The 16928-nt window shown below is 66.3% G+C and carries 14 protein-coding genes; 5 read left to right on the top strand and 9 right to left on the bottom strand.

Features of this window, described 5'->3' with window-relative positions; genetic code table 11:
* Positions 1–252 carry a phosphoribosylformylglycinamidine synthase subunit PurS gene (gene purS / locus AB0N24_RS16315; RefSeq protein WP_028265707.1) on the bottom strand — a complete coding sequence of 84 codons (252 nt, stop codon included), beginning with the start codon at positions 250–252 and terminating at the stop codon, positions 1–3.
* Positions 253–515: 263 nt separating this feature from the next.
* On the opposite strand from purS, the gene AB0N24_RS16320 reads away from it, so the two are divergent.
* The gene (locus tag AB0N24_RS16320; RefSeq protein ID WP_104174087.1) at positions 516–701 is read left to right on the top strand and encodes a hypothetical protein; all 186 of its coding nucleotides are present in this window, start codon (positions 516–518) and stop codon (positions 699–701) included.
* 283 nt (positions 702–984) lie between these two features.
* Positions 985–4143, top strand: a complete 3159-nt coding sequence (locus AB0N24_RS16325) for a S8 family serine peptidase (RefSeq protein ID WP_364126329.1) — start codon at positions 985–987, stop codon at positions 4141–4143.
* 130 nt (positions 4144–4273) lie between these two features.
* Here the strand turns inward: AB0N24_RS16325 and AB0N24_RS16330 are convergent, their stop codons facing one another.
* The 3 genes from AB0N24_RS16330 to AB0N24_RS16340 are packed head-to-tail and all read right to left on the bottom strand — an operon-like array spanning position 4274 to position 6145.
* The gene (locus AB0N24_RS16330; protein WP_364126332.1) at positions 4274–4645 is read right to left on the bottom strand and encodes a serine protease inhibitor; all 372 of its coding nucleotides are present in this window, start codon (positions 4643–4645) and stop codon (positions 4274–4276) included.
* Positions 4645–5586 carry a 3-methyladenine DNA glycosylase gene (locus AB0N24_RS16335; RefSeq protein ID WP_364126335.1) on the bottom strand — a complete coding sequence of 314 codons (942 nt, stop codon included), beginning with the start codon at positions 5584–5586 and terminating at the stop codon, positions 4645–4647. Before AB0N24_RS16335 ends, AB0N24_RS16330 begins: the two co-directional genes overlap by 1 nt.
* 4 nt (positions 5587–5590) lie before the next feature.
* A complete protein-coding gene (locus tag AB0N24_RS16340) occupies positions 5591–6145 on the bottom strand; it encodes an SSI family serine proteinase inhibitor (protein ID WP_364126337.1) in 555 nt (184 codons plus the stop codon).
* A 313-nt stretch (positions 6146–6458) separates the two neighbouring features.
* On the opposite strand from AB0N24_RS16340, the gene AB0N24_RS16345 reads away from it, so the two are divergent.
* A complete protein-coding gene (locus AB0N24_RS16345) occupies positions 6459–9533 on the top strand; it encodes a S8 family serine peptidase (RefSeq protein ID WP_364126340.1) in 3075 nt (1024 codons plus the stop codon).
* A gap of 41 nt (positions 9534–9574) precedes the next feature.
* Here AB0N24_RS16345 and AB0N24_RS16350 read toward each other — a convergent pair whose 3' ends face one another.
* Positions 9575–10102: a MarR family transcriptional regulator gene (locus AB0N24_RS16350; protein ID WP_364126343.1), complete on the bottom strand. Its 528-nt coding sequence runs from the start codon at positions 10100–10102 to the stop codon at positions 9575–9577.
* 80 nt (positions 10103–10182) lie between these two features.
* On the opposite strand from AB0N24_RS16350, the gene AB0N24_RS16355 reads away from it, so the two are divergent.
* The gene (locus tag AB0N24_RS16355; RefSeq protein WP_104174081.1) at positions 10183–10410 is read left to right on the top strand and encodes a hypothetical protein; all 228 of its coding nucleotides are present in this window, start codon (positions 10183–10185) and stop codon (positions 10408–10410) included.
* A gap of 147 nt (positions 10411–10557) precedes the next feature.
* Complete coding sequence (locus tag AB0N24_RS16360) at positions 10558–10740, top strand: hypothetical protein (RefSeq protein WP_364126346.1); 183 nt, start codon at positions 10558–10560, stop codon at positions 10738–10740.
* A gap of 97 nt (positions 10741–10837) precedes the next feature.
* Here AB0N24_RS16360 and AB0N24_RS16365 read toward each other — a convergent pair whose 3' ends face one another.
* The 4 genes from AB0N24_RS16365 to AB0N24_RS16380 all read right to left on the bottom strand — a co-directional run bounded on the left by AB0N24_RS16365 (position 10838) and on the right by AB0N24_RS16380 (position 16883).
* Positions 10838–12196: an aspartate kinase gene (locus AB0N24_RS16365; RefSeq protein WP_364126349.1), complete on the bottom strand. Its 1359-nt coding sequence runs from the start codon at positions 12194–12196 to the stop codon at positions 10838–10840.
* 79 nt (positions 12197–12275) lie between these two features.
* Positions 12276–12896: a GNAT family N-acetyltransferase gene (locus AB0N24_RS16370; RefSeq protein WP_364126351.1), complete on the bottom strand. Its 621-nt coding sequence runs from the start codon at positions 12894–12896 to the stop codon at positions 12276–12278.
* A gap of 21 nt (positions 12897–12917) precedes the next feature.
* Positions 12918–13517 carry a recombination mediator RecR gene (gene recR / locus AB0N24_RS16375; RefSeq protein ID WP_104174078.1) on the bottom strand — a complete coding sequence of 200 codons (600 nt, stop codon included), beginning with the start codon at positions 13515–13517 and terminating at the stop codon, positions 12918–12920.
* Positions 13518–13655: 138 nt separating this feature from the next.
* Complete coding sequence (locus AB0N24_RS16380; protein ID WP_364126353.1) at positions 13656–16883, bottom strand: DNA polymerase III subunit gamma and tau; 3228 nt, start codon at positions 16881–16883, stop codon at positions 13656–13658.
* Between the last annotated feature and the right edge of the window lie 45 nt (positions 16884–16928).

Genomic DNA, 16928 nt, shown 5'->3' on the forward strand with positions numbered 1-16928 from the left:
TCAGGCCTCGACGACCTCGACGTTGACGACGTCTTCGATCACGGGGTTGGACAGCAGGGTTTCGGCTGCTTCACGGGCCTGGGCCAGGATTGCGTCGGTCACCTCGCCGTCAACGGTCAGTTCAAATCGCTTGCCCTGGCGGACAGCGCTGAAGCTGGTGAAGCCCAGTCGGGGAAGTGCACCCACGATGGCCTTCCCCTGCGGGTCCAGAATCTCGGGCTTGGGCATGACGTCGACAACGATCCGGGGCATCCGGTAACTCCTGTGCGTGAGCGTTGGGTAAGGGCGCAGCGGAGTGGTGCCGTCTCACGCTGGTCTGCTGCTGCATTTACAGCCCTGCGGACTCCAAACATAAGACAGCGGAAAGAGCGCTCCGCGAGCTTGCATGCCCATTCTACCGGCCGCAGTGCGTCAAGCCGCATTCGCCGGTTGACTGTGAATTGGGGCACTTGCCGCGGGGGTGGCGCCAGACGCCGGCTCTGGTGGCGCGCTGGTCCGCTGAGTAGGATTGCGGCATGGCTCAGAAACCGAAATCCGTGCTTCTACCGGTAATGGCCGCTGCAGTTTTTGCGGGCCTGGGCCGAATGGTGATCCAGAAAATCAAAGCCGACCGGGCGGCCCGGGCGACGAACGTTGCCGGGCCGATTGATGAGAAGACCCGGGCCTGGATCAGCGAGGTTGTCCGCACTCCGCGCCAGTAGTCGGCGCGCGGGCCGCCGTCGGTCCCGCCACACTAAACCAAACGGGCTGATTGAGGGCGGTTTCCTTTAGGGAAACCGCCCTCAATCGTGTCCGGCTGAAGCCTCGAAATGACAAAAGAAAAACGAAGTTTGTGTCCTATGTCATATTCGCCTATCACTCTGTACTGTTTGACTCGGCTGGTCTCGCCGGATGACAGGATCTGTTACTCCGGCTGCCATTTCCCAGCTGACCGAGACCGGCCGCACCGCCGGACCCGTACCTCATGAAAGGTTTCAGTCACTCGTGAAATCAAAAGGAATAAGCCTTGTCCGGGGCGGGGGACTCCGGAAGGCTGCAGCGCTGGCTGTAGGCCTCCCGCTGCTTCTCTCCTCCGTTGCAGTTGGTCCCGCTACCGCGGCGCCGGCTGGACCCAGCACGGCAGTGCAGGCCAAGAACGTCAACCCGTCGGACTACAAGGACGGCCGCTACATAGTGGTCCTGGCCGAGGAGGCAGCCGCCGTCTATGAGGGTGGAACGGGGGGATTCGCCGCCACCAAACCGCAACAGGGCCGAAAGCTTGACGCCGCTAGCCCGGAATTCAAAGCCTACGATGCCCACCTCCGCCAGTCGCAGAGCGACGTCGCGGCAAAGCACTCCGCAAAACCCGCGAAGCAGTACACCGCGGCGCTCAACGGCTTCCTGGCCCAACTCACCGCACGCCAGGCGGCCGAGCTGGCCAAGGACAGCAACGTTCTCCTGGTCGCACCCGACGTGGAAAACGCGCCGGACTACACCACCACCGACTTCTTGAAGCTCACGGGCCAGGACGGGACGTGGGCGAAGCAGTTCGGCGGCGAAGCCAATGCAGGCAAGGGTGTGGTGGTCGGGGTGATCGACTCGGGCTACGCCCCGGACAACCCGTTCCTCAAAGGCGAGGCAGTGGCTCCGCTCAGCGGCAACGGCAAGGGTAATGGCAAGGGCAAAGCGGAAATGGGCGTCCCGTACCGGACCAAAGACGGCACCATCGCCATGCTCAAGTCCGACGGCACCACCTTTGAAGGTGAGTGCCAGAAGGGCATCGAATCCGGCGCGGCCTTTGACGGCAGCGACTGCAACTCGAAGGTGATCAGCGCCCGGTACTTCGCCGATTCCTTCCTCCAGTACGTGGCGCCGGAGAACCGCGCTCCGGAGGAACTGATTTCACCGGTGGATGTGGGAAGCCACGGCACCCACACCGCCACCACGGCCGCCGGCAACGCCAACGTGGAACAGGTCATCGACGGCGCCAGCTTCGGAAAGAGCTCCGGCGTCGCTCCGGCCGCCAAGGTTGCGGTGTACAAAGTGTGCTGGGAGGACAACGATCCGAACACCGGCGGCTGCTACTCCTCAGCCTCAGTGGAAGCCATCGATGCCGCCATCAAAGACGGCGTGGACGTCCTGAACTACTCGATTTCCGGCAACACCAACAGCACCACTGACCCCGTCGCCCTGGCGTTCCTGAACGCCGCGGCTGCCGGCGTCTTTGTCTCGGCCTCGGCCGGTAACTCGGGGCCCACGGTGTCCACGGTGAACCACGCGTCGCCCTGGCTGACCACAGTGGCAGCCTCCACGTTCCCGAGCGATCTGCTGGGCACGGTGAAGGTTTCCGACGGCACCATGTTCCGTGGTGCGTCCATCATGAAGACTGAGGTCAAGGATGCTCCCGCCGTGATCGCAGCGGACGCCGCAGCGGCAGGCGCTCCCACGGCGCCGAACCTCTGCGGTCCGGGGACCCTGGATCCCGCCAAGGTCAGCGGCAAGGTCGTGGTGTGCGACCGCGGCGTTGTGGACCGCACGGCGAAGAGCCTTGAGGTCCAGTCCAAGGGCGGACTGGGCATGATCCTGGTCAACCTTTCCTCCAGTTCCGAAGACGCCGACAACCACGTGGTGCCCACCGTCCACGTCAACGCGCCCAAGAGCCTGGAGCTGAAGTCCAAGCTTGCCGCCAATCCGGCCCTCACGGTCAGCCTCGTCAAGGGCGACCTCACCGGTGAGCCCCTCGCACCGGCACCCCAGGTGGCGGGCTTCTCCTCCCGCGGCCCGAGCCTGGCCGCCGGCGGCGACCTCCTGAAGCCGGACATCTCCGCGCCCGGCGTCAACGTCCTTGCCGGCGTTTCCACCATCGGGAACAACGGTGCCCAGTTCGGCTTTATGTCCGGCACGTCCATGGCAGCACCGCACATCGCAGGATTCGGTGCACTGGTGCTCAGCAAGCAGCCCAAGTGGTCGCCCGCCATGGTCAAGTCCGCCATGATGACCACCGCCTACCCGCTGGTCAACGCCGACGGAACGCCCAACCTGAACCCGTTCGAAGGCGGCGCCGGCCACATTGACTCCACCCGCGTGCTGGATCCGGGCCTGGTCTACAACTCGGGCATCAAGCAATGGAATGCCTTCCTCAACGGGCAAGGCGTTGACACCGGTGCGCACAAGGCAGGAACCCTGGCCGCGCGCGACCTCAACGTACCCTCCATTGCGCTGGGCAGCCTCGTTGGCGAGATCAAGGTCAAGCGGACGCTGACGGCCCTGGTCCCCGGAACGTACAAGGCCGAGGTCAACCTGCCGGGCTTCGATGTTCGCATTGAACCTGCCGTCCTCAATTTCAAGGAAGCAGGCAAGAGCCTGGACGTCATCATCACGGTGAAGAGTGCAGGAGCCCCGACAGGCAAGTTCACCACCGGAAGCCTGACGTGGAAGGGACCCCGCACGGTCAGCTCTCCGATGGCTGTGCGCCCGGTGGATGCCCAGATTGCGCCGTCGTTCTCCTTCAGCTCCGCCAGCGGCACGGGCAGCGGGACCATGGACCTGGTGTCCGGTTCGGATTCGCCCATTGCCGTGGGAATTGAGGGGCTCGCGCCCCTGTCCGAGACGGCCGTCACCAAGACCCCCGGTGCCTTTGCGGCCAAGAATGACGATCACAACGCCGTGGTCCAGGTGGCGGTACCCGCCGGTGCCACGTTTGCCCGGCTCGGCATCCAGGCGGAGACAGAGGACGTCGACTGGGACATGGTGGTTTACGCGCCGGACGGGAGCGGGAAACTCGTGGCCACGCAGGTGGCGACGTCGTCGGCCAGCGAGTTCCTGGACCTGGAATCCCCACGGGCCGGAACGTATTACATCGTGGCCAACCTCTACTCCACTCCGGACAACGGAGCGTCCTCTGCCCGGATCCAGGCTGTCTCGTTCAGCGGGGACGCAGGGAACCTGACCGTCAACCCGAATCCGATCGTTGCCCCGAACGGAACGGCCACCACGGCAACAGCCAACTGGTCCGGCCTTGCCGAGGGCTCCTACCTCGGCCGGCTGAGCCTGGGCGGCAACGGCATCAGGACGTGGGTCAACGTCAAGGTGGGCACGGATGCGGCGCCGGCACCGGCCGGCGCCCCGGCAGTCGCGCCTGTTGACGCGGTTCCGGGAAGTTAGCCAGAACGCCCTCCGGCCGGAAACGCGCCATACATCCAACTGCATAAGGAACGCTTCAACAGGAACGTCCCGGTGGCCGCACGGCTCCCGGGACGTTCCTCTTGAAGGGCTGGTGTGTTTGCCCGGGTGCTCAGGTCTGGCCCGAGGATCCCGGCGTGCCGCCGAAAAGCGGTGCCATGGAACGCCAGCGGGCAATCTCGCAGCCGTCGGTGAGGCTGAAACGGCTGTGCACGGGACGGCCGTGGAACGTCCCTGTCACTACGGCCACCTGCGGGCCGCCGTATTGCTGGGTGCACATCATGTCCGCCGGCCGCGGCACGAAAAAGGCTTCCTCGCCGAAGCGTTCGACGGCGGCCAGGGCAGCGCCGGGGTCCGGCAGCGTTGAACCCTCCAGGGCGGCGGCCTGCGCCGCTGTTCCGGTGCGGAAAACCAGGCGGAACTCGTACTCCGGTGCCCCGGGTGCCTCCGTCAGCCGGACGGTCAAATCCACGTCTTCGGCCATCAGTCCTCCCTGATCCCCTCGAGCAGGGGTGCCAGTGCGTCGAGCAGCCGTGTCCGGAGCTCCTGCGCCTCGGCGGAGAAGGCGCGCTGATGCTCGACGTACTCCGCCTTGCCCGCAGCCGTTTCGATCGGGATGGGCGGGTAGCCCCATTCCTCAAGGTCGTACGGGGACGCCTGCATGTCCATGGCGCGGACCCGCCAGGACAGTTCGAAGCAATCCATGACCAGCTCACTGGGCAGGGCGGGCGACAGCTTGTAGGCCCACTTGTAGAGGTCCATGTTGGCGTGCAGGCAGCCCGGCTGTTCCATGGACCGCTGGTTGTCCCGGCTGGGTGAGAGCTCGTTGAGTGGTATGGCATCCGGTGTGTAGAAGCGGAATGCGTCAAAGTGCGAGCACCGGATCCTGTTGTCCTCGACGACCCGGTCGGTACCCGCTGCGCCGAGGCGCAGCTGCAGGTATTCGTGGCGCAGCTCAAATTTGTCCTGGCGGTACACCATCGCCCACTCGTGCAGCCCGAAGCAGCCAAACTGGGCAGGGCGCAACGCCGTGCCCCGCAGGATTATCCCGGCAAACTGCAGCGCCTCCCGCCGCTCGGCCAGGAAGGAGTCGCGGTCAAAGGTTGCGGCAGTGGTTCCTGCCGGCAGCCCGGCGGCGGCGAGCTCGTCGTCGTCGAGCATCCGGTAGTACTTCCAAGCAGAGCGGGCCGCTGCGTCCGGCCCGGTAAGGACGGCGCCGGCGCCGGGGTGCCAGCGCAGGAGCTGGCCCGGTTTCTGGGTGTAGTACGTGAAGAGGAAGTCCTCAACGGGGTGTTTTTTCCCGGCGGAGCGCCGGGAAAGGTAAGGGTCGGCGTAGCGCCTGACCCGGTCCTGGTGGGCCGCTTCGCGGTGCTTCCAGACGTCCGCTGGCAGCACGTGCTGCTGGCAGGGCTTCACAGTATGCATTCGGCTAGGAGGCTCCGCCTGCGGATCCCAGGACATCCTTGGCCGCATTCCAGAGGCCGATTTCGCAGCCGTCCCTTCGGGCGAATGAAGCATCCACCGGCGAATCATCAACGATTCCGGTGACAGTGGCCTCCTGCGGGCCGCCGTACTGCTGCGTGCAGGCCTGGTCCGTCTTGCGGGGTGCAGGGCTCAGTACGGCAGGGTTGTCCTTCAGCGCCGTGCAGGCGGCAGCGGCCGACGGATGGCTGCTTTCCGGAGCCGGGACGCCGTCCTTGCAGACCAGCGTGAAGTTTTGGGCGGGCTCCGATTCGGCAGGTTTGACCATGATCGCGAGTTCGGCATTCCCCTTGCCGGGGCCGGCCGTGGCGGGCACGGAGGATGGGGGAGGGGAAGGAGCAGGGACCGTGGTTTCGGTATCCGGCGACGGCGTGGCCGTGGACGGGCCGGCGCTCGTCGTCGTGGCGGAGGGCGAAGGGCTGGGACCGCCGCCGCCCGGCGAACAAGCGGAGAGGCCGACAACGGATACCAGAACGAGTGCGTGAATCCATGCCTTACGCATTACCGGTCCTCCTCATTTTGGTCCATTCTATCGCCGGTGCGCGGCGATGGACCCTGCCGTTGGACCTTGGCGCCGTTTGGATCCGGGGCGGACCCGGCCTTGCCGCGGGCTGGGCGCGGCGGCGGCATCAGGCCGCCAAGGGCCAGGCGATTAAATCTGTCCGGAACATCTCGATTCCGCAGCCGCACTCCGGTATGTTTCTCCCATCACTGGATGTATGGCCTCACGCCCACGTTGCGCCGACGTGGACGGATACTTCCAGTCCGTGGGACCGGCCACGCCAACGGTCCGACAACCTAGGAGGCAGTACGTCATGACTTACCCGCATGTGGGCCCCCGCACTCAAAGCAGAAATCCGGCCGCGCACCTCGCCGCCGTCGCTTTGGGAATCTCTCTCCTGACCGGCCAGGGCCTGGCGGCCCCGGCCTGGGCAGCCGCAGACCCCGCCGACCCGGCGGCCCCCGCGTCGCAGACGGATCCGCCTGGACTTGGGGACGGTTCGCCGGTTGACGATCAACCATCCCTGGACGGCGGCCGCTACATTGTGATGCTGAAGGACAAGCCCCTCGCTGCCTACACCGGGGGAGTCGACGGAATCCCGGGGACCGCCGTGTCCAACGGCAGGAAGCTCGACGCCGGCAGCGCTGAGTCCCAGCGCTACGCGGCACACCTTGAGTCACAGCAGGCAAGGCTGGCCGCGGAAGAAGGCGTGGCCATCGACGACAGTTACACCCTGGCGGTTAACGGCTTCAGTGCGGAGCTGTCCGCGGAACAGGCAAATGCGCTGGCCAAGGACGGAAACGTCCTTGCTGTCGTTAAGGACAGCCTCTACAAAATTGACTACTCCAGTACCGAATTCCTGGGTCTGCCCGGTCCCAAGGGCGTCTGGGCCGAACATTTCGGCGGCGATGCCAACGCCGGCAAGGGAACCGTGGTGGGTGTGCTTGATACGGGCTACACTCCGGTCAATCCCTACTTCGCCGGCGGACAGGTGAAGCCGCTCTCGGGAGGCCCGCAGGTTGGCGAACCGTATCTGTCGGCGACGAACCAGATCAGCATGCTGAAGGCGGACGGGAGCACATTCGCAGGGGTCTGCGAGGCAGGCGTTCAATTCGCCGGCACTGAGTGCAACAGCAAGGTCATCGGCGCCCGCTACTACGACGAAGCCTTCAAGGCAACCGTTCCCCCGGGCCTGCGCTCGCCGAAGGAATCGTACTCGCCGCTCGACATCAACAACCACGGCTCGCATACAGCCAGCACGGCGGCAGGTAACAGCGATGTCAGCCAGGCTGTTGGCGGCCGCGACTTCGGCAAGGGGTCGGGCGTGGCCCCGGCTGCAAAGCTCGCCATCTACAAAATCTGCTGGGAGGGCATCAGCCCGGCAACCACCGGCTGCTTCGGTTCCAGCAGCGTGGAGGCCATTGAGGACGCCATCAGGGACGGCGTCGACGTCCTGAGCTATTCCATCTCCGGCACCAACAACTCCACCGTTGACCCGGTATCCATCGCGTTCCTGAACGCCGCGGCCGCCGGGATATTCGTGGCCGCCTCGGCCGGAAACTCGGGACCCGTGGCCAGTACCGTGAACCATGCCGCTCCGTGGATGACCAGTGTGGCTGCATCGACCCACAGCAGCAGCCTCCGCGGCACGGTGGAGTTGTCCAGCGGAGACAAGTTCGCTGGCGCCAGCATCATGGCGACTGATGTCACGGACGCGCCCATTGCGCTCGCTGTCAGTGTGAAGCTGGCCGCTGCTCCCGACGCCAATGCGGCCCTATGCGCTCCGGGCACACTGGACCCGGCCAAGACCGCAGGCAAGATCGTGATCTGTGACCGCGGCGTGGTGGACCGGACGGCCAAGAGCCTGTCCGTGGCACAGGCAGGCGGCGTTGGAATGGTCTTGGTCAACCTGACGCCCAACTCGCTGGACGTGGACCTGCACAGTGTTCCGACGGTCCACCTTGAGGACCCCGCCATCAAAGACGTGGTTGCAGCTGACGCGGCGTTGACGGCGAGCCTGGTATCAACGGATACCAGCGGCCTGAACCCGCCGCCAGTGCCGCAAATCGCGGGCTTCTCATCCCGCGGACCTACGTTGGCAGCCAACAGCGACCTCCTGAAACCGGATATTGCGGCTCCCGGAGTGGGCGTCCTGGCTGCTGTCTCGCCTATCGGCTCCAACGGCCAGAACTTCGGCTTCCTGTCCGGAACATCCATGGCCGCGCCGCAGATCGCCGGGCTCGGTGCCTTGCTGCTGGGCAAGAACCCCCTGTGGTCCCCGGCTGCGGTGAAATCAGCGATGATGACCACGGCCTACGATCTGGTGGACGCTGAAGGAACACCCGTTCACGACGTCTTCGCGCAGGGCGCCGGGCAGGTCGATCCTGCCCGGATGGCATCACCCGGACTCGTGTACGACGCCGGCCCGAACGACTGGCTCGGATTCCTGCAGGGGCTTGGCTATCAGTTGGGTGTTGCGCCGGTGGCCACCAAGGACGTCAACCTGCCGTCCATTGCCATCGGCGGGCTCACCGGCACCCAAACGGTGACGCGGACGGTGACTGCATTGACCGCCGGAACCTACAGTGCCGACGTCGACGTTCCGGGAATAGCTGCCGAAGTGACGCCGGACGTGCTGACCCTTGGAGAAGGCGAGAGGGCCACCTTCACGGTGCAGTTCACCAACTCCGGTGCCACCCTGGACGCCTTCGTCGGCGGATCACTCACCTGGACTTCGGACGCGGCCACTGTCCGCTCGCCGGTGGCCATCCGGTCCGTGACCGCAGTGGCGCCGGCTGTCGTCAACGCCGCTTCCGCCGGCGGAAACGGCAGCGCCGTCATTCCGGTGACGTCCGGCAGTCCCGAACCGATCGAGTTGGCGGTGAGGGGGCTTGCCAAAGCAAACTCGACGGCGATCAGCCTGGTTCCCGGCCCGTACACCGGGGTCAAGGACGGTGCCAATGACGTTCAGGTCGTCAACATCCCGGCAGGTTCTTCCCTCGCCAGGTTCGCCGTCATCTCAGCCAACCCCGCGGCGGACTTCGACCTGTACGTGGTCTCGCCGGCCGGTGTGCTGTACGCGGGGGCCACACCTGCGGCCAACGAGGCCGTGTCCGTCTCGGACCCGGTGGCAGGCGACTGGAAGGTGACCACCAACCTCTTCGCCAGCCCCGGCAACGCGGCAACGGCAGCTTCCGTCGAAGCGATGGTCCTGGCCGGTGACGCCGGAAACCTGACGGTCAGTCCCAACCCGCTCACTCTTGAAAACGGCGCCACCGGCGAGCTCACGGCCAGCTGGGCCGGCCTTGAGGCAGGCAACTGGGTGGGAGTGATCCGCTTCGGCACGGGTCCCTCGACCCAGCTGAACGTCACCGTGACGGCACCCTAAGCGGCGGATGCGCGGGCTTCGAAGCTGACGCGGACTCCGGGCTAGGCGCCGGGGTGGGCGCCAGGCCGGGCGCCAGCAGCGCCTAGCCCGGCCACATCACGTTCGGCTGCGGTTTTGGTGGCTGCGATCAGATCCATCATTGCCTGGTGCAAATGGCCTACCTCGTCCCGGGTCAGGCCCAGCCGCTCCATCATGGTTCCGGGGACCGCCGTCGCCTGCTGCCGGAGGGCTGCGCCGCTCGGCGTGAGCCCGACGGCCAGTGCGCGTTCGTTGCCGGCGGCGCGGCCGCGCGTGATGTAGCCGGCCGTTTCAAGGCGGCGCAAGAGCGGCGAAATGGTGGCGGGCTCCTGGGCCAGGGCGTCGCTGATGTCGCGCACCGAGCGCGGGCTGGACTCCCACAGGCAGAGCATCACGAGGTACTGCGGGTGGGTCAGCCCCAGCCTGTCCAGCACCGGTTTGTAGGCGCCCACGACGCTCCGGGACGCTACCGTCAGGGCGAAGCAGAGCTGATGCTCCAGCAGGAGGTCTTCGTCAGACGCTTCGATGGCCGCGGTCAGGCGCTGGTTCATCGTGTTTCACCTCAATCGTTAGTGGCCTAATGATTAGCGTACACTGGATTGGACTCGACCGTTCTGAAAGGGATTCCGCCATGGCCAACAAGGAAAATGCAGCCCAAAGGTTCATGCGCGCCACAGGCAGGCTCCGGGCCATTTTCGGGCCCGCGAACCGCAGTGCGCTGGGCCACGAGATGACCGACGAGAACAAGGCCCTCCTTGCCCGCCGGGAAGCGGAGTCGCAGCAGTGGGAAACGATGCGCAGGCCGGACGGCAGCACGTATGTGGTGCCCCGGAACCCGGATGACAAGTCCCTTCGCTGAGCCTTTTCAGGGTCCCGCACACCCCGGGGCCTTTTTGCGTCCGCGGGCGTAAAATATGGGCACACGCACCAACCGGCCAACGCATCACTGCTTGACCCGAGCAAGGGAAAGGGGGTGGGGATCGTGGCAAAGGCGATTCAGCGGTTTATGAGCAAGACCGACAAGCTGCGGTTCTTCTTCGGACCAGCAACGCGGGGTGATACAGCGGCACCTGTTGTTCATAAGCACGACGACTTTGAGGCTGCTTCCGAAAAGGACCTGGCCCACTTCGAAGTAGAGACAGATTCCGAGGGCCACCACTACGCGGTCCGCAAGGAAGACATCACGTAGCCCGCGGATTGGACTACGCACAAAAGAGCTGCATAAAGAAGAACGGCACAGCGGTCCTGCCGCTGTGCCGTTCTTTTGCGATGGGAGCTAAGAGGCCCTAGCGGCCGGTGCCGCCGTAGACCGTTGCTTCGTCTTCGCTGTCCAGGCCGAATGCCTTGTGGATGGCCCGGACCGCGTCGTCGAGCAGGTCCGCGTGCGTCACCACAGAGATGCGGATTTCCGACGTCGAGATCATGTTGATGTTGATCCCGGAGTCAGACAGGGCCTTGAAGAACGTGGCCGAAACACCGGGGTGTGAACGCATGCCGGCGCCGATCAGGGAGAGCTTGCCGATCTGCTCGTTGTATTCGATGCTTTCGAAGCCGATTTCCGGCTGGGCGGCGCGGAGGGCAGTGAGCGCGTCGGCACCTTCCACGATGGGAAGCGTGAAGGAGATGTCCGTCCGGCCCGTGCCGTGCGTGGAGACGTTCTGGACGATCATGTCGATGTTGGAGTGTGCGTCGGCGATCACCTGGAAGATCGCGGCGGCCTTGCCCGGGATATCGGGGACTCCCACCACGGTGACTTTGGCTTCGGAACGGTCGTGTGCAACGCCGGAGATGATTGGCTGCTCCAAGGCAACTCCCTCTTGGGTCGTGATCTTGTCGTCGGCTCCGGGCATGACCCAGGTGCCTTCGTTCTGGCTGAATGAGGAACGCACGTGCAGCGGCACCCCGAAGCGCCGCGCATATTCCACGCAGCGCAGGTGCAGGATCTTGGCGCCGGAAGCGGCCAGCTCCAGCATTTCTTCGCTGGAGATACGGTCGATCTTCTGGGCGGAGGCAACCACCCGGGGATCCGCGGTGTAGATACCGTCCACGTCCGTGTAGATTTCGCAGACGTCGGCGTCCAGCGCTGCGGCCAGGGCCACTGCCGTAGTGTCGGAGCCGCCGCGCCCCAGCGTGGTGATCTCGTTGGTGGTGCGGCTCATCCCCTGGAAGCCGGCCACGATGGCGATATGCCCCTTGTCCAGGGCGGTGCGGATCCGGTGCGGGTCGACGTCGATGATGCGCGCCTTGCCGTGGATGCCGTCGGTGATCATGCCTGCCTGTGATCCGGTGAAGGACTGGGCCGAGGCGCCGAGCTTGTTGATGGCCATGGCCACAAGGGCCATCGAGATGCGCTCACCGGCGGAGAGGAGCATGTCCATTTCGCGTGCAGGGGCCGAATCGGTGACCTGCGCGGCAAGGTCCAGGAGTTCGTCGGTGGTGTCGCCCATGGCGGAGACCACCACAACTACTTCGTTGCCGGCCTTCTGCGCGTCAACTACACGCTTTGCCACCCGTTTGATGCCGTCCGCGTCAGAAACCGAGGAGCCGCCGAACTTCTGCACGATGAGCTGCTTGGTACGGCCAATGGCGATGGGCACCACATGCGGCTGATTCTCGGTCTTCACTTCGGTAGTGGGCATACTCATGCGCGCACCCTCACTGGATCAAATCGGGGTTCCGGGGCCAAGCAACCTAACGGCGCGACGGCGTACTGATGTGCCCAGTTTATCGCCGGGAGCCGCGCGGCGTTGAATTGTGACCGTATGGTGGCCCGGCGCCCCACCCCGCCCGGTCCAGGCGGTAGCGCCAGGAAGCCAGAGCCTTGCCGTGGGTGTCCTGGGCGGCGGTGAAGTAATGATCCTGGACGAAGCCGAGGCGTTCGAGGAGGCGCCGTGAGGCGGTGTTGGGCTCGTAGACGCCGGCGTAAATGGCGTCGGTGCCGCCTTCGGAGAAGAGCCAGCGGACCAGCGCCGCGGCGGCTTCGCTGCCGTAGCCTTTGCCGTGGTGGTCCGGGTGGAGGAGGTAGCCGAGGCTGGCATGGCGGGCGGGCAGGCTGCCCGGCAGCGGCGGTTCCGGTGTGTTCCAAGTGCGGCCGTCGCCGATCACCGCACCCGTTGACCGGAGCACCACGGCCCAGCCGATATGGAACCAATCGGCTGTGGAGCGTTCCGCCCGGGTCAGCAAATCGGCGAGGAGGAGATCGGTCTGCACGGCGCTCAGTGGCTGGTGCGACAAATAGCGGACTACATCGGGATGACCCCGGAGTCCGCGCAGGGCTACAGCGTCGGATTCCGTCAGGGGGCGCAGTTCCAGGCGTTCCGTGACGAGGGAGGGGAACGGTTGCATGGGCTGCCGTTGGTGGCCGGGTCAGCTCAGCGCGTTACGGCGGCCCTCGAACGCCCGCCCCAGGGTGACCTCGTCCGCGTATTCCAGGTCGCCGCCCACCGGCAGGCCGGAGGCAAGCCTGGTGACCGCGATGCCGATCGATTTCAGCATCCTGGCCAGGTAGGTGGCTGTGGCCTCACCCTCAAGATTGGGGTCGGTGGCGATGATGATCTCCTGGATGGCGCCGTCATTGAGCCGCGTTAGAAGCTCCCTGATCCGCAACTGTTCCGGCCCGACACCGGCGATGGGATTGATGGCGCCGCCGAGGACGTGGTAGCGGCCCCGGAAGGATCGGGTGCGCTCAACAGCCAGGACGTCCTTGGATTCCTCCACAACGCAGATGACAGACGGATCGCGGCGCGGGTCGCGGCAGATGTTGCACAGCTCCTGCTCCGTGACGTTGCCGCAAACGGTGCAGAATTTCACGCGTTCCTTGACGGTGGTGATGGCGTCGACAAGCCGCTTCATATCCTGCGGGTCCGCTTCGAGGATGTGGAATGCCAGCCGTTGGGCGGACTTGGGCCCCACGCCGGGAAGGCGGCCAAGTTCGTCGATCAGCTCTTGAACTGCACCTTCGTACACAATGTCCTCGTTCGTTAACTCGTTTGTTTGAATCGCAGGTTGGCGGGCGTTGGCCCTTCGGCGTCCGTTCGCTGCGGGCGGCCGATGTCAGGCCGCCCGGTCGGTGCCGTCCAAAAGACGCACCCGACCGGCGGCGGGCTAGAAACGGGGCGGCAGCGGGCTTCCGTCCAGCGACCGTTCCTCCACCAGTTTTCCGCCCAGAATACGCTCGACGGCGGCGCGTCCAAAGACGCCCGATTCCTCGATCGTTTCGTCATCCGCACTGGGGATGTCCTGGACGTAGGTCTTGGTGGCCTCCGCCTGGCGCGCAGGGGCTTTGGCCCGGCCCGCTTCGGCCTCAGGGCTGTTGGAGAGCCGCTGGTACAGGCTCTGCTTCACCGTAGCGCCGGGGGTGGCTGCCGGGGCGGGAGCGGCCTGCGCAGGGGATGCGTACGCCGCCGGTGCAGGTGCAGCTGCGACGCTGCGGACATCGGGGCCCGGCATCGTAGCTGACGGGTCGGCCGCCGCTGCGGGACCATACTGCGCGGACGGTGCCCAGCCCGCAGAGGAACTGCCCGCACCGGAGAGTGCCCCTACCGGCTGCCGGATCTCAGCCGGGCGCGGGGCTTCGGCCGACTGGAGCGGCGGGGTGTCCTGCGGAGTCTCAGCGGCCCGGGGGAGCTGGGCTGCGGCAGGCTCGTAGTGGGGCGCCGGGGGTTCCGGCTCAGCTGGTTGCCCGGCCATGTCCGGGTTTTCCACCGACTTGCCCACGTTCGACTCAGCACCCACGGTCCAGACGCCGGGTGCCTCTTCCATGGCGCGGGCCCACGGATCGTCGGTGGTCGCATTGCTTGTCCCGCCCGCTGAGCCGCCCACGGATGACTTCTTGGCCGGTAGCTGGCTTGAGTGCTGGCCGTCCGGGGCCGGACGTGCAGGTGTGCCCGCCGACGCAGGGGCGGGCTGGACCGGACGTGACTGCGCCGGAGCGGACGGCGCCCAGTCCATGGGCGGTTCTTCCTCCATCGGAGGGGCATCTTCGTCCAGGGGCGGACCCCAGTCGTCGTCGGGGTAACTGTAGGAACCGGAAACGTCGTCTTGCGGCGACGTCGCGGCCGGGGCAGGCCGCACATCCGGGTTCGCGGCGCCGGAAGCCACGGCGGTGCCAGCATCGACGGCCGATCCTGCGCCGGCAGCGGTGGGGCGGACAGGTGCTGGGCCCGCGCCCGGTTGAGGGGCAGGGGCAGGGGCGTCGGCGGAAGGCACGGGTGCAGGCGTCCGGCCGGGAGCAGCGTCCGCTCCCGTAGCCGCAGGGGCAAGCCCCCAGGCAACGTCAGCCGACGTCGCCTGGGTTTCCCGGCCGACGGGTGCTTTTGGGGTCGCCGAAGTTTCCCGGCTACCTGGTGCTTTTGGGTTTGGCTCAGAGCTCGCTGAGCTGCTGGCGCCGCCGGACACCGCGTTGATCTGGCAGTCGATGCCCACGGTTTTGTGGATTGCCTGGCGGAGATTTGCCGAGTGGTCTGCACGTCCGAAGGCACCGGCGAGTCCGGAGGTGGTAAAGGCCAGAGTCAGCACGTTGCCGTCGAACTGGCCCACCTGGGCATTCGGTTCCACGAGGGCCCAGGTGCTGCGTTTGATCTTGCTCAGGGTCTGCAGGACGTCAGGCCAGGCGCGGCGAAGGACCTCAACGTCGCCGCCGGGACCGGCAGCCTGAACCGGGCTTTCCGCCGTCGGCTGCCTTGGTTCGGCCCTCACCGGGTCCGGCTGGGCCGCCGGCGGCTGCGCCGACCGCTCGGATGGCGCCGGTGCAGGCTCCACGGGGGCCGGCTGGGCCGCCGCCGGCTGCTGAGCCGCCGGACGGGAGGCGGCCTGGCCGGACATGCCAAGATTTGCTGCTGCCGGCTCGTCAACGGGCCAGTCGGCCGTGGAGACGCGCGGCGGGGTGAGGGATTCCCGGGCAGGCGCCTCGCTGCGGGCTCCCGCGGGCTGGGCATCTGCCACGGGAGCAGGTGCCGGCGCTGCGGCAGGCGGGGCAGTCACCGGTGCAGAAGGGGGTGCCGCAGAAGCGGGCGCGGGAACCGCTGACGGCTGGGCCATTGGCGGCTCAGCTACCGGCGGGGCGGCAGGTGCGGGTGCTGCGGCAGGCGGGGCAGCCACAGGTGCAGAAGGGGGTGCCGGGGAAGCCGCAGGAGCAGCAGCCGGCGCCCCGACGTCGTTGCCGCCGTAGTTCAGGCGGCGCTCAACACGGTCGATCCGGGCGGCGATACCGCGTTCAGTCTGCTCGGAGCTGGGGAGGAGGATGCGGGCGCACAGCAGCTCAAGGTGAAGCCGCGGCGACGTTGCTCCCGTCATCTCCGTGAGGGCGGTGTTGGTGACGTCTGCAGCGCGGGAGAGCTCGGCTGCGCCAAGGTTGTGCGCCTGGTTCTGCAGTCGCGCTATCTGGTCGGCGGGCATGCCACGCAGGATCGACTGGGCGCTTTCAGGCATGGCCTGGACGATGATGAGGTCGCGGAAGCGTTCCAGGAGATCCTCGACGAAGCGGCGGGGATCGTGGCCGGTCTGGATGACGCGGTCCACTGCGCGGAAGACGGTAGCGGCGTCCGAGGCCGCCACGGCTTCCACGACGTCATCCAGCAGGGACGCGTGGGTGTAGCCAAGGAGTGCCACGGCAAGTTCGTAGTCCAGCCCGTTGGGGCCGGCACCGGCCATCAGCTGGTCCAGGACGGAGAGCGAGTCACGGACCGAACCGCCACCGGCCCGGATGACCAGGGACAGCACTCCGGGGGCCACGGGAACGTTTTCCTGGTTGCAGAGCAGCTCAAGGTACGCCATGAGGGGCTCGGGCGGAACCAAACGGAACGGATAGTGGTGGGTCCGCGAACGGATGGTGCCGATCACCTTGTCCGGCTCCGTGGTGGCGAAGATGAACTTGATGTGTTCCGGCGGCTCTTCCACGATCTTGAGCAGTGCGTTGAAGCCGGCGGATGTGACCATGTGGGCTTCGTCGATGATGAAGATCTTGTAGCGGTCCCGGACGGGGGCGTACGTGGCGCGTTCGCGCAGGTCGCGGGCGTCGTCGACGCCACCGTGGCTCGCGGCGTCGATCTCGATCACGTCAAGGGAACCCGAGCCGCCGCGCGCCAGCTCAATGCAGCTGGGGCACTTGCCGCAGGGAGTATCCGTGGGGCCCTCGGCACAGTTCAGACAGCGGGCCAGGATGCGGGCCGAGGTGGTCTTTCCGCAGCCGCGCGGACCGGAAAACAGGTAGGCGTGGTTGACGCGGTTCTTTCGCAGCGCCGTCATCAGCGGCTCCGTGACATGTTCCTGCCCGATAACGTCCGCAAACGAGTCTGGACGGTATCTGCGATAAAGGGCGGTTGTAACACTCACAGAGAAAACCCTACCAATCCGGGCTGACAGTTTGCCGCCCTGTGG

Origin of the sequence: Arthrobacter sp. NPDC093128 (assembly GCF_040683875.1) — a bacterium.
Classification (GTDB): Bacteria; Actinomycetota; Actinomycetes; order Actinomycetales; family Micrococcaceae; genus Arthrobacter.